Here is a 13,152-nt window from a genome sequence, read left to right as displayed (position 1 = left end):
CAGCCGCCCTACGACATCGCGCGGGGAGCGCCTTGCGCAAGAGAAAGACCATGATGACGACGCAGGATCTGCCTGCCACCTCGTCGCGGCGGCGCCGGAACATTGCGCGATGCCGCTCGATCGGCGATCTGCGCAGCGCCGCCAAGCGCCGGCTCCCCCGGGCGGTGTTCGATTTCGTCGATGGCGGGGCGGAGGACGAGCGAACCCTGCGGGGCAACGAGGACGCGTTTTCCCGCCTGCGGTTCCAGCCGCGGGCGCTGGTCGATGTCTCGGCAGTCACCACCGAGACGACGCTTCTCGGCGCGCCCTCGTCCCTTCCGATCGTCGTCGCGCCCTTCGGCGCAGCCGGCTTCTCCTGGCCACGGGGCGATCATGCGAGCGCCGCCGCCGCGGCTGCCGCCGGCATACCCTACGCCATGTCGAGCACCGCCAGCGTCACTCTGGAGGACATTGCGAGGTGTCATGACGGCCGGCGCTGGTTCCAGTGCTACATCTTCAAGCGGCGGGAGATCACCGCCGAGCTGATCGAGCGGGCGAGAAGCGCCGGCTTCGAGGCGCTGATGATCACCGTCGACCTGCCGGTCGGCGGCAATCGCGAGCGGGACTACCGCAACGACTTCTCCGTGCCGTTCCGCTATACCGCCCGCAATGTCAGGGATTTTGCGTTCCATCCTGGCTGGGCACTGTCGACGCTGTTCCACGGCATGCCGACCATGGCGAATCTGACGTCCTTCGAGGGCGTCAGCGACGTCAACACCGCGGCCTCGACGGTCGGGCGCAACTACGATCCCTCCTTCGATTGGGACGACCTCGAGGCGATCCGCGACGGCTGGAAGGGCAAGCTCGTCGTCAAGGGCATCGCACGCGGCGAGGATGCCGCGCGTCTCGCGCGAATGGGCGTCGACGCCGTCGCCGTTTCCAATCACGGCGGTCGCCAGCTGGACGGCGCGCTGCCGTCGCTGTTCTGCCTGCCGGAGATCCGCGCCGCCGTCGGAGACCGGATGGAGGTCTTCCTCGACGGCGGGATCCGCCGCGGCGCCGACGTCGCCAAGGCGATCGCCCTTGGCGCCGATGCGGTGATGATCGGCCGGGCGATGCTCTACGGCATCGCCGCCGGCGGCGGCACAGGAGCGGATCGCGCCGTCGAGATTCTCGGCCAGGAACTCCGCCGGGTGATGCAGCTCCTCGGCGCCCCTCGGCTTGCCGACATCACGCCCGACCTCATCGCCCGCGCCGACCTGATGGCGGCGCTGGGCCCGGCGGCGGCGATGGGCCTCTTCGGCCGGTCGGCCGACCGCCATGCCAGCCCCGCCGGGACACACAACCAGCTTTGGGAGACCAACGATGATACAGCCCCCAGCCAACGGGATGTGGCCGAGCCCGTTTAATCCCGGCATCGCCGCCTGGGGCGGCGAAGAGCGGACCCTCCGCATTGCCGACTGTACCCTGCGCGACGGCGAACAGCAGGCCGGCATCGTCATGGACCGCGAGGCGAAGCTCGAGATCGCCCGAATGCTCGACGAACTCGGCGTCTACGAGATCGAGGCCGGGACCGTTGCCAGCAGCGAGGAGGATCGCGCGGCGATCGCCGCCATCGTCGCCGCGGGCCTCGATGCCAGGATCAGCGTCCTCTGCCGCGGCCTGACCCAGGACATCGATCTCGCCGCCTCTCTCGGCGTCTGGGGCGTCCGGCTGAGCTTTCCGATCAGCGAGGTGGAGCGGGCCCACAAGCTGAAGGGCATCAGCAATGCCGACTATCTCGAAAAGGCGCTGATGCTGACCCGTCATGCCCGGGACAAGGGGCTTGCAGTCATCTTCAGCCCCTATGACACGACGCGGGCGGAGCCGGAATTCCTCGCCGAACTCGTCGCGGCCCTCGACCGGAGCGGCACCGTCGATCGGCTGAGGATCGTCGACACCACCGGCTGCGCCCTGCCGGAGGCGATCACCGACATCGTCTCGCGTATCAGGCAGGCGGCGCCCGGCCTTGCCCTCGAGATCCACTGCCACAACGATTTCGGCCTTGCCTGCGCCAACACGCTCGCCGGCGTCAGGGCCGGGGCCGACTATGTCTCCTCGACCATCAACGGCCTCGGCGAGCGCTGCGGCAATGCCGCGACCGAGGACGTGGTGATGGCGCTGGAGGTGCTCGAAGGCTATCGCACCGGCCTGAAGCTCGAGACCTTTCAGGCGATCTCCCGCCGGGTCGAGGCGCTGAGCCGCATTCCGGTCCCGGTGAACAAAGCGGTGGTCGGGGCCAACGCCTTCCGCCACGAGGCCGGCATGGTGGTCGCCGGCGTCCTCAAGGAGCCCTTCACCGCCGAATCCTACAAGCCCGAAATCGTCGGGCAGAAGCGCGAGATCCTGCTCGGCAAGAAGAGCGGCCTCGTATCCGTCGCCCACAAGCTCGGCGAACTCGGCCTGACCCTGCCGCAGGAAGCCCACCCGGCGCTGCTCGACCGGGTCAAGGTGATCGCCACGCGCGAGCGGCGTGCCGTCACCAATGACGAACTGCGGGCACTCGTCGAGGAGGCGAAGGCGGCCTGATCGGCGTTGCCGATGCGGAAACAAGCTTTGTTGCATTTTCGGAAACAACGATGTGCCCAGCCCGGCCCTGTGCACCGCCCGACGGCGCCGATAGATCAGGGACATCACGACCGGCGGGAGCAGGCCCGGTCAGCCAAGTCAGCCAAGGAGGAGAAGTCATGCAGATCGTTCCATCCGGCGAGAGCCTCGGCGCCCGCATCATCGGGCTGGATCTCTCACAACCGCTGTCCGAGGCGGACCGCCACGCCGTCAAGCAGGCGCTCGGCCGCCACGGCGTGATCAGCTTTCCTGACCAGACGCTGGACGCCGCCGAGCTGAAGCGGTTCTCCAGCGCCTTCGGGACGCTCGAGATCAATGTCGCGAACAGCTATCAGGAGCCCGGCCATCCGGAGGTGATGATCCTTTCCAACATCGTCGTCGACGGCAAGCCGCTCGGCCTTGCCGATGCCGGCCAGGACTGGCACACCGACATGTCTTATTCCAAGGAGATGGCCTTCGCCAACGTCCTTTACGGCATCGAGATCCCGCGCCGGAACGGCGAGCCGCTCGGCTGCACGGAATTCTGCAACATGCGGGCGGCCTATCTCGACCTGCCTGAAGAGTTGAAAGAGAAGCTCGCCGCGAAGACGGCCACCCACGACTTCAACAAGTTCTGGGAAACGATGCGGCGCGAGAAGGGCAGCAAGCGGCCGCCGCTGACCGACGAGCAGCGCCGCAAGAAGCCGCCGGTCTCGCAACCGATCTTCCTGCGCCATCCGATCACCGGCGATTTCGTGCTCTATTGCAATCCCGGCTATGCCGAGAGGATCGACGGCATGGACAAGGCCGAGAGCGACGAGATCCTCACCTTCCTGTTCCAGCACCAGCTGCAGGAGAAGTATCGCTATCGTCATCGCTGGTCGGAAAACGACGTCCTGATGTGGGACAATTTCGGCACGATCCACAATGCCGTCGCCGACTATACGCCCGAGGAGCACCGGCTGATCAAGCGCTGCCAAGTGATGGCCGACCAGGTCCTCGCCGAGGCCGCGCAGGCGGCATAATCGGCCACAGGATCACGGGCTGGAAGCTGCCGGCCTCGCCTCGCCCGGCGACCCGATGGCGCGGACGATACCGGACGCGCCTCGCGGTTGTCTGCGGCCGGCTTTCTCAGGCTTGACTTGGCGTCGAAACCCCGGCAGACCGCAGGGCGAGACGGGACACCCCGTGTGCGGAGCGTAGCGCAGCCTGGTAGCGCATCTGGTTTGGGACCAGAGGGTCGCAGGTTCGAATCCTGCCGCTCCGACCAGGGACGTTCGGGCTCGGCGCGTGGTCGTGTCCGGAAAGCGTTCGGCTGCCGGCAGATCGTGCGTCAACGTTACAGCATCGGCCCGAAAATCGGAATCGATTTTCTAAAAGCACGATGCGGTGGTTCAATAACTGAGAGCGTCCTTTGCATCCATTCGGACGCACGGCGCTCTAGCGACTGAGCGAGGACGCACATGGTTGCACGCATCTTCCGGCCGGCCCGGACCGCCATGCAATCGGGCAAGGCGAAGACGCACAACTGGGTTCTCGAATTCGAGCCCGAGGCGCCGAAGGCCGTCGAGCCGCTGATGGGCTACACCTCGTCGAAAGACATGCGCTCGCAGATCCGCCTGACCTTCGAGACAAAGGAACAGGCGGTCGACTATGCCGAGCGCAACGATATTCCCTATAGGGTCGAAGAGGCGCACAGCCCCAAGCGGGTGCGGGTCGCCTATGCCGACAATTTCAAATACGACCGCCGCCAGCCCTGGACCCATTGAGGGCAGGAATCGGCCCCGTAGCTCAGTGGATAGAGCACCGGCCTTCTAAGCCGATGGTCGCAGGTTCGAATCCTGCCGGGGTCGCCAATCGTTCAGTGTCCGGCCCGGAGACATGGGTAACAGACCGTTCCTAAGACATGGGTGACAATCTCGTGCCGAACGGGGTGTCGATGGTCTGGAGAGCTCTCTGTTTCAGATCCATGGACCCCGGATCATAGGTCGCGAAGCTGACGAGCCGCATGCCGGTCGTGGTCCGGAATTTCCGCAACCTTCGCTCGACGGATCGCACGGGAGTTCTTGCCGGCTGCGTTCGAGGCGGCCAGCGGGATTGGACTGAAGGCCAGGTGGACCGGACTGCGGCTGCCGAGGGTCGCTGCGGCTGACGCATCGGCCGGTGACCGGTGCGCTTGGCCTCATCGCGGCCTGCTGCCGCATGAGAGTGTCGCAGCTTCGGGAATGATGGCGCCGCCGAAATAGGCGCCGGCACTGTCGTCGACGAGTTTCGGCACGCAGCCGTCCGCTTCGGCGCCATCGCCGCGCATCAGCACCGGATTGTCGCCGGCAAAACTCGCAAAGACGAAGAATTCCGGATCCTTGATCTCCACCGAGAGCGTGTGGATCCGCGGGTCGAGGGGTGTCTTGACAGGGACGCCGAAGGCGATACTGACGACGCCGTCTTTCGCCTCCGCCCGAAAGCCCGACACCGGAAGCTTGCCGGCGTCCTTGCCGTCGATCGAGACATAGGTGAAGTAGCGGGAGTCGGCGAGATTTCTCATGATCTCGCTCTGCATGGCGGCGGCTTCGCTATTGGAAAAGCGGCCATCGCCGTCGGCGTCGAAGTCCTTCAGGAGTTCGGCGCTGAATGTCTGGTCGAATGTCCAGACCTCGCCGAGGCCGTTTACCGACGGGCCATCGAAATTGAACAGCACCCGGCAGGTCATCACGATATTCGGATGGGCGAAGGCCGGGCAGAGACCCATCGCCAGGACCGCGACGGCGAGAGCGCCGGCGGCGGTCCCGACGGTCTCGCGCCGCCTCCTGTCTCGCCGATCGCCGCGTCGAGGGCCCGGGTCAGCCGGGTGAGGATCGATTCTCGCCATGGGCAACGCCTCCATCAGAACGGTTTCGATCCGCCGCCGCTGCCGAACGGATCCCGGCGTGTCGCGGGGTGCTGCCTCGTGTCCGCCGGAGTGCCGAACAGCCCGTCGAGAAGGGCCGGGTCTGGATCGGCGCTCGCTGCCGGGGGCGGCAGGACGAGCGCCGGCGAGCGGGCCGCGATATAAGCGCCACCGTAGAGAAGGCCGATGGCGACCAGCCAGCTGCCGAGGATCGGCGCGGCAACGAACATCCACGGTCCTCGGAAGCGGGCGAGGGTGATTGCGACTGCCGCTGCCAGAAGGGCGGCGACAAGGAGGCCGGTCATGGTGATCTTCGGCTCGTGCAGCGTCGGATCGAGCAGCCGGATCCACAGTGCCCACATGGCGCCGAGAAGAAAGCCCGAGGGCACCAGCATGAAAGGCCGCAAGCGCCGGCCGCAGATCAGGCTCGCGCCGGCCGCGATGCAGGACAGCGGCCCGGCATAGAAATCATGGGTCGCCGCCGCCGGCAGCCGGCCGAGCAGATCCAGCCACTGCGGCTCCATCGCAAAACCGGAAACGGCACCGAACGCGAAGCTCGACGTTGCGGCGGCCGCCGATCTCCTGCCGGTCAGCGCGAGGGCCACGCCGAAGGCACAGATCGGCAGAGCCCGCTCCGGCGCCATCGGCCCATAGGCGATCCACCAGGCCAGGGCGTCGAGGGATGCGGCGGGTGAGAGACGCGGGACGACCGCCAGCAGCAGCGCCGCGAGGATCAGGAACGGGCCGGCGAGCGCCCGGGCGGATCTGCGACGATCAGAGCGCAAGATAATAGAGGCCGCCCGCGGCGATCAGCGCCCCGAGGATGCGCGAGACGCGGCCATGCCACAGCCGGCCGACCAGGAGGCCGACGCCGATGCCGAGAAGATGGATCAGGCCGGTCGCCAGCACGAAGCCGATCGCATAGTCCGCCGGATCGGCCGCAAGCGGCAGTTCGGCGCCATGGGCATAGCCGTGGCACAGGGCGAAGAAGGCGATCAGCACGAGGGCGAGCCATTCGGCCGGGCGGCAGGCGAAGGCGATGGCGAGGCCGAGAACAAGGATCGAAAGCGCGATGCCCGTCTCGATGCCGGACAGGGCGACGCCCGAGATACCGATGATTCCGCCGACGACCATCATCAGCGGAAAGGCCACAGGCAGCGTCCAGACCTGCCGGCCGCCGATCTGCGCACCCCAGAGGCCGACGGCGAACATGGCGAGGAAATGATCGAGGCCGGTCAGCGGATGCTCGAAGCCGCTGCCGAAGCCGCCCTGCGCGCCGCGGACGAGATGGGCCCCGGCCTCGGTCGGGGCGAGCGCGAGGGTGGCGACGAGCAGGAGGGTCGCCGCTGCGCTCGCCGGGACCTTGGGCAAATACGCTGGGCGGCTGTCTGGCATGGGCCTCTCCTGCTGGTCTTGGACGGCAGGGAGGGTTTAACGCATGATGTAATGAAATAACATTAAATCTTGTTCAGGCTGCGAGCGTCCTCGGGATTGGGGCTTGAACTGGCGGGCTGTCCGACCCTCGGTCAGCCACAAGGGGGGCGGTCGCGCTTTCCAACGACATTGCCTGAAGCCCTCGTCTCAACCGCCGGCCTGCCTCCCTCAGCCAATCTGCCGGACAGATATCCGAGAGCATTCCCCAGCTTCCGGCGAGTAGATGGCAACCGATCGCCGCCGGTCGGACGGTCAATTTGATCGCGATCTGAAAAACCGGAAAACATCGGCGCCGGGACGGATGGTCCTTAACCTCGCCGCTTTTCCCGTGGCATCTATGATTTCAATGGGTTCCGAAAGGTTGCCGGAGCGATGGCCGAACGTGACTACAACCGCGATCCGCGGCCCCAGCAATCGCGGGGCTGGTGGATGATCTGTCTGATAGTCGTGGTCGCCGTCGTCGCCTTCGTCATCTACGAGGTGCGCAACGGCAGCGAGACCCCGGGCCCGGCGCCGCAGATGGGGACGGTGCCGCCCTCGGGCACGCCGCAATAGTCTGATGGTCGCCGACCGCTCCGGCTCCAGTTGGCGGGCACCGCAGCGCTGACTTTGGACCTAAGACGGATCACGCCGCGCCCGGATTCCCCGCGACCTGCATCCGCTGGGCGGCCGCCGCAGCCTGCTGGTTGGTCTGCGGGTCGCCATCCGAGGCGATCTGCACGGTCGGGATGGCGATCTCGATGCCGTTCTCCGGAAAGGCCTTGCGGATCATCGCATAGGCCTGGCGGCGGATGGTGAACTGCTGACCCGGCCGCGTCGTCATCGCCAGGCGCAGGTTCATCGCGAAGTCGCCGAACTGCTGGACGCCCTTCATCTTCAGCGTCTGGATGATGTGCGGCTTGAATTCCGGCGCCTCCTGCAGCTGCCGGCCGATATCCTTGACGATCGCCTTCACCTTCTGCAGGTCGGTGTCGTAGGGCACGTTGACCGACATCACGTCGATCACCCAGTCGCGGCTCATGTTCTGGACGGCGCCGAGCTCGCCGAAGGGAACGGTGAACAGCGGCCCGCGATGATGGCGCAGCTTCACCGAGCGCAGGCTGAAGGATTCGACCGTGCCCTTGTAGCCGCCGCTCTGGATGTATTCGCCCACCCGGAATGCGTCGTCCCAGAGATAGAACATCCCGCTGATGACGTCCTTGACCACCGTCTGGGCGCCGAAACCGACGGCGACGCCGACGACTCCGGCACCGGCGATCAGCGGCGCGATCTCCACTCCGAGGCCGGCCAGCACCATCAGCAGGGCGACGATGGCAATGGCAACGGCAAGGAGATTGCGGATGATCGGCAGGAGGGTGAGGAGCCTTGCCCGCCTCGCCTGCGCCTCCTCGGTGTCGGCGACGTCGGATCGCGCCTGCCGCAGCCTGTCGTCGATGGTGGCGCGCAGGATCGCCCAGACGAGGTCGGCGATCAGCAGCACGGCGATGCCGCCGAGAATGCCGCGCAGCAGACGGGAGACGAAGTCGGCGCCGCCGGTCAGCGATGCGGCATCGGCGCCGGCGAAGCTCGCCAGCCAGGCGATCGCCACCAGGATCACCGCGGCTCGGCCGACCCTTTCGGCGATCACCGGCAGGAGACGCGCCTTGGGCGTCTCCGCGACCCGGCGGCTCGCCGCCACCCGGGCCACGGTTCCCGCAAGGCGAACGGCGGCCGGCAGGACGAGCGCGAAGATGCCGACCCACAGAAGCGTCATCAGCCCCGCCACCCAAAGGAGCCAGAGGAGAATCAGGGCGACGAGGATCGCGACGGTGTGGAGCCTCGCGCGGTCGGCTGAAACCGGGGCAGTCGGCCGCTGCCAGACGCTTGCCGCGGCGATGAGGAGAAGCCCGAGCCCGAGGATATAGGCGGCAAGCTGCCGCGCCGGCACGGGCGCTCCGAGAGCATCGACGGTCTCGACGGCTGCCCAGCCGAAAAACAGATAGCCGAGGAACAGCGATGTCCTCGCCTGCCAGTAGCGGTGCCGCGCGAGATCTTCCGGCGGCGTCTCCGGCTTGTCCCTGCCTTCCTCCCTGAGGAGCGCCAGCAGCACGCGGCCGCCGACGACGACGAGCCGTGTGCCGACATAGGCGAGGAGAAACGCGACGACGACCCGGCGGAGCGTCGGCGGCCAGTCGAAGAGAAAGAGCACGATCGCGCCGGCGAAGGCGAAGCCGAGCGGCGGCAGCATGAGGGCTGCGCCTTCAGGTGGTCCCTCGGTGTGGCTGCCCCTGCCGCTCACTGCCCGGTGCATCAGCCAGGAGCCGGCTGCGCCAAGGGCCAGGGTGAGGGCCACGAGTAGCAGGCCGTAGCCGGAGCCCTGAAGCGTCAGGCCGCGGCCGGGGCTGCCGAAGAGGCCGGCGAGCGTGCCGGCGAGATCCGGCCCGGCGGCAAGGACGGTCTTCAGATGGCTGCGGATGCGTTCGATCCGTGCCTCGATATAGGAGGTCTTCGGGACGGCCGGCACCAGCACCGCTGCCGGCCTGCCTTGCGCATCGAGCCAGGCCGAAACCTCGGGGTCGTCGATCATGCCCTTGACCTGCCGCAGCTTCTCTTCGAGCGGCAGGTCCCGGGTGCCGCCTGCTGTCGCGGCAGACGGGGAAGGGGCTTCCTGCGCGGCCGGCGCGACAGACGCTTCCTGGGCGAAGGCGGCGGAGACGAGAAGCGGCGAGGAGAGGATCAGGAGCGCGGCGAGGGCCGTCAGCCTGGAGGTCGCCGAACGGCGGTCACGCGTCGCGGTGCTCACCTCTCATCTCCTCGCCGCCGGGGCCGGCCGGGACCTCCGGCCCTTGTCAGAACTTCCACCCCACGGTGACGATACCGTAATCGGATTTGAAGCGGTTCTCGGCCGAAAAGTCATGCAGCCATTTTCCGGCGATCGCCAGCCGGCCTTCGGCGAAGGCCGGCGACCACAGGAAGCCGGGGCCGAGGCCGAAGGCTTCGGATTTGAAATCGCCGAGAAGGGCGCCGCTGCCGCTGTCGCCGCTCACCTGCCGGTAGTAGTAGCCCCTCAGTCCCAGAGCGAAGGTCGGCGCCAGAAACTGGTTTGCGGTGAAGTCGACATGGGTCTCGACGCCGGTCTGGTAATCGGTGTCCTCGTTCTTGGTATTGAGCATCACGCCGGCCGCCACCGAGAGTTCCGTCCCAATCTCCGGGTCGAACCAGGTGATGGCGCCGATGCTGTCGAAGCTCCAGTAGTTCCGGCCGAGATTGACGAGATCGTCGACATCATAGGCGCCGGTCGGCGCGATGACCGTTTCGGCGAACTTGAAGTGGAAGTTGCCGCTGTTCCAGTTGAGCTGCAGGGGGGTGATCGCGATGTCGGACAAGGCAAAGGAATCGTCGCCGACGCTGAGCGTGTTGCCGAGCGGACCGGTCGCCTCCGCATCGAGCTTCCCGTAGCCGAAAGGCACCGCGATCCCGGCGGTGTAGACACCGCCGAGAATCGCGCCGTCGAAGGTGTAGGTCGCCACGGGAACGTCGAGGACGATGTCGGCGTCGAGGCCGAGATCCACCCGGCCCTGCAACACCGCCGCGTCGATGCTGCCCGACTGCCACCAGACGACATTGGCCACCTGCAGCCCTGGCTTCGGCGCGATGGCGAGACCGAAATCCCCGGCGAGGCCGGGAAGATAGTGGCTGAGGCCGCCCTCGGCGGATCGCGCCGGACCGGCGGCGGACAATCCCGCCACTAGGGCTGCGAGCGAGGCACCCGCCCCGACCAATCGACATCTGCTCATTTCCACCCCCCGATGTGCCGACAGTTCGTCTCAACGTGCCGCACGGATCTCCCCGCGGCTCTCATCCTTTGGGAAACAGGAAGGTGACGCCGAGGCGGGCACCGAACCCTTCGGGCCCGCCCGGCGGGCTGTCGGCCCAGTAGCGGACGCCGGCCTGCAGGCTGATCGGCTGCTCGCCGATCGTCACGAGCTTGCTGATCTGGAAGTTGACGGGGACGCTCCACTCCTCGGACACCCAGTCGTAGGTGCTCTCGGTGTTCAAGGCGAAGGTCCAGGCGTCCGAGGTCGTGTAGGAAAGAAACGGCTGAAGGAACGTCGCGCTGACATCCCTGCGATCGTCGGCGCCGGCAAAGGACCAGATATGGTTCGCAAGGACGCCGTAGGTCCAGGGGCCCGTCTGCTTCAGGGCGACGGCCGTCGGCCCCGCTCCCCATTTGTCTCCGCCAAGCAGGGTCTCCGTGGCGGTCGGAAGCAGGAAGACCGGGCCCGCACCGTAGATGATGCCCGATGGGCCGGGATTTGCCGGCGAGAGGAACAGGCTCTGCACGGTATCGCCCAGGCCGAACTGCGCGCCGGACGGGCCGAAGGTCTGTGCCGGGATGAACTGGCCGCCCTGCATCGACGCAGGGATGGTGACCGCGCTGACGACATCTTCCTGATAGGTGATCGGGAGAATGGTCCGCGAGATCAGGTTCAGATCGTCGCTGAGCGCGATCGGGATGACCGGCTGCACATTCATCACGATCCGATAGCCGCCGTCGTCCAGTCCGATGTTGTCGTCAAAGTTGAACTGGAACGGCACGCTGATCAGCGAGGCAATCGGGTTGGAAAGCTGCTTTGCCAGGTCGGTGTCTTGGGAATGTGCTGCTGTCGGTAATAGCACCATAACACACTCGGCAAGGCTGACGAACATTCCGACAGCGAGGCCCGTTCGTACTTTCCGCGATACCATCAACATTGTCTCCCCCGTCCAGTCTTTCCGCCAGCATTCTCGACCGCGTGTCATGGATACGCGTCAAATCGACCACCTAAACTTCATAAGTATAAGCCAGGTCAAATTAAATTACTTAAATAGTCCATACTTCAATGCGAGTCGTGATAGCGCATCTGGCGCTAAAATCGAAGAGATATCTGTTGACCTGTGCAACTCTCTGAAATATTCAGACGGATGAATGACATTTTTACCACATACATAGTTGCATATTGAAAATATTGATGTTGAGATTGTCGCCTTTATCACGAAAAATGCTTTAAATATTGATCTTGTTTGCAACAATTGCGGTTCTGTTATTCGGATTATTTGTTTGAAAGCGGCGATTACGGGTTGATTATTTTGAACTACGTGCTTTATTATGTTTGGCGTTGAAAGTATTGTGCAAATTCTCTCCAAATAGAAGTAAATATCTGGAGGATTTGAGTCGTGGGAATATTCGAAATCGCCCCGCCGGATGCGCGGCAGCGGCCGCCAGCAGCGGCGAGCCTGCTTTGTCGCAAAGCAACTCCGGAGTAGGCCGGTGTTCAGCTCCCGGGGCGTCCGCACGGCCGATGACGGTCGCAAGAGCGAGATGGTCGCGCTTTCCGGCGGCGCCTTTCGCATGGGCTCCGACAGGCACTACCCCGAAGAGGCGCCGGCCCATGACGTGACGGTCGATGCCTTCTCGATCGATCGCCATCCCGTCACCAACAGAGCGTTCCGCCGCTTCGTGCGCCGGACCGGCTACGTGACGCTGGCCGAAAAGATTCCCGACGCCGGCGACTATCCCGGCGCCCTGCCGCACATGCTGAAGGCCGGCTCGCTGGTCTTTACGCCGCCCTCCCATCCGGTCTCGCTCGGCGATCACAGCCAGTGGTGGGCGTTCTGCTTCGGTGCCGACTGGCGCCATCCCGCCGGCCCGGATTCCTCGATCCAGGGGCTGGACGATCACCCCGTCGTCCATATCGCCTATGAGGACGCCGAAGCCTATGCGGACTGGGCCGGCAAGGCGCTGCCGACCGAGGCGGAGTGGGAATTCGCCGCCCGCGGGGGGCTCGAAGGTCGCGACTACGCCTGGGGCGACGACTTCATGCCGGCCGGCCGGCCGATGGCCAATACCTGGCAGGGAATCTTCCCGCATTTCAATGCCGCCACCGACGGTTACCAGCGGACATCGCCGGTCGGCGCCTTCCCACCCAACGGTTTCGGTCTGTCGGACATGATCGGCAATGTCTGGGAATGGACCGCCGACTTCTATGCACCGAAGCATGCCGGCGACCCCGCCAAGGCCTGCTGCATTCCGGCCAATCTGCGAAACGGCGATCGGGACGCGAGTTTCGATCCGGCACAGCCCGAGATCAGGATCCCGCGACGGGTCCTGAAGGGGGGCTCGCATCTCTGCGCCCCCAGCTATTGCCGCCGCTACCGACCTGCTGCCCGGCACGCCCAGCAGGTCGACAGCTCGACAAGCCACATCGGATTCCGGTGCGTCCGAAGACCATAGCCCCAGCGCCGGG

The 13,152-nt window shown here is 65.9% G+C and carries 12 protein-coding genes and 2 tRNA genes; 8 read left to right on the top strand and 6 right to left on the bottom strand.

Features of this window, described 5'->3' with window-relative positions:
• Positions 1-50 precede the first annotated feature (50 nt).
• The 6 genes from E3C22_RS05560 to E3C22_RS05535 all read left to right on the top strand — a co-directional run bounded on the left by E3C22_RS05560 (position 51) and on the right by E3C22_RS05535 (position 4,421).
• Positions 51-1,388, top strand: coding sequence for an alpha-hydroxy acid oxidase (locus E3C22_RS05560; RefSeq protein ID WP_245514805.1), 1,338 nt, complete (start codon positions 51-53; stop codon positions 1,386-1,388).
• A complete protein-coding gene (locus E3C22_RS05555; RefSeq protein WP_167591653.1) occupies positions 1,345-2,547 on the top strand; it encodes a LeuA family protein in 1,203 nt (400 codons plus the stop codon). The genes E3C22_RS05560 and E3C22_RS05555 overlap by 44 nt, the downstream gene beginning before the upstream one ends.
• A 158-nt stretch (positions 2,548-2,705) precedes the next feature.
• Positions 2,706-3,590, top strand: coding sequence for a TauD/TfdA dioxygenase family protein (locus tag E3C22_RS05550; protein ID WP_134761026.1), 885 nt, complete (start codon positions 2,706-2,708; stop codon positions 3,588-3,590).
• A 168-nt stretch (positions 3,591-3,758) separates the two neighbouring features.
• Positions 3,759-3,835 (top strand) — tRNA-Pro (locus E3C22_RS05545).
• Between the two features lie 193 nt (positions 3,836-4,028).
• Positions 4,029-4,334: an ETC complex I subunit gene (locus E3C22_RS05540; RefSeq protein ID WP_134761025.1), complete on the top strand. Its 306-nt coding sequence runs from the start codon at positions 4,029-4,031 to the stop codon at positions 4,332-4,334.
• Between the two features lie 11 nt (positions 4,335-4,345).
• Positions 4,346-4,421 (top strand) — tRNA-Arg (locus tag E3C22_RS05535).
• A 326-nt stretch (positions 4,422-4,747) separates the two neighbouring features.
• Here E3C22_RS05535 and E3C22_RS05530 read toward each other — a convergent pair.
• From E3C22_RS05530 to E3C22_RS05520, 3 genes are read right to left on the bottom strand one after another with little or no spacing between them, the layout of a single operon-like run.
• Positions 4,748-5,434: a DUF1007 family protein gene (locus tag E3C22_RS05530; protein ID WP_167591652.1), complete on the bottom strand. Its 687-nt coding sequence runs from the start codon at positions 5,432-5,434 to the stop codon at positions 4,748-4,750.
• 14 nt (positions 5,435-5,448) lie between these two features.
• Positions 5,449-6,237, bottom strand: coding sequence for a hypothetical protein (locus E3C22_RS05525; RefSeq protein ID WP_134761023.1), 789 nt, complete (start codon positions 6,235-6,237; stop codon positions 5,449-5,451).
• Positions 6,227-6,847: a HupE/UreJ family protein gene (locus E3C22_RS05520; protein WP_134761022.1), complete on the bottom strand. Its 621-nt coding sequence runs from the start codon at positions 6,845-6,847 to the stop codon at positions 6,227-6,229. The genes E3C22_RS05525 and E3C22_RS05520 overlap by 11 nt, the downstream gene beginning before the upstream one ends.
• 411 nt (positions 6,848-7,258) lie before the next feature.
• Between E3C22_RS05520 and E3C22_RS05515 the strand changes: the two genes are divergently transcribed.
• Positions 7,259-7,441 (top strand): hypothetical protein, encoded by a 183-nt coding sequence (locus tag E3C22_RS05515; protein WP_134761021.1) that lies wholly within the window; start codon positions 7,259-7,261, stop codon positions 7,439-7,441.
• Between the two features lie 70 nt (positions 7,442-7,511).
• Here E3C22_RS05515 and E3C22_RS05510 read toward each other — a convergent pair whose 3' ends face one another.
• From E3C22_RS05510 to E3C22_RS05500, 3 genes are all read right to left on the bottom strand, one after another.
• On the bottom strand, positions 7,512-9,668 hold the full coding sequence (locus E3C22_RS05510) for a mechanosensitive ion channel family protein (RefSeq protein ID WP_134761020.1): 2,157 nt from the start codon (positions 9,666-9,668) through the stop codon (positions 7,512-7,514).
• 46 nt (positions 9,669-9,714) lie between these two features.
• Positions 9,715-10,662, bottom strand: a complete 948-nt coding sequence (locus E3C22_RS05505) for a SphA family protein (protein ID WP_134761019.1) — start codon at positions 10,660-10,662, stop codon at positions 9,715-9,717.
• 61 nt (positions 10,663-10,723) lie between these two features.
• Complete coding sequence (locus E3C22_RS05500) at positions 10,724-11,575, bottom strand: transporter (RefSeq protein WP_134761018.1); 852 nt, start codon at positions 11,573-11,575, stop codon at positions 10,724-10,726.
• Positions 11,576-12,227: 652 nt separating this feature from the next.
• On the opposite strand from E3C22_RS05500, the gene E3C22_RS05495 reads away from it, so the two are divergent.
• Positions 12,228-13,139, top strand: a complete 912-nt coding sequence (locus E3C22_RS05495; protein WP_134761822.1) for a formylglycine-generating enzyme family protein — start codon at positions 12,228-12,230, stop codon at positions 13,137-13,139.
• The last annotated feature ends 13 nt before the right edge of the window (positions 13,140-13,152 follow it).

Origin of the sequence: Jiella endophytica, assembly GCF_004519335.1 — a bacterium.
GTDB lineage: Bacteria > Pseudomonadota > Alphaproteobacteria > Rhizobiales > Rhizobiaceae > Jiella > Jiella endophytica.
The sequence above is the reverse complement of the archived record's forward strand: the minus strand, read 5'-3'. Positions and strand labels throughout refer to the sequence as shown.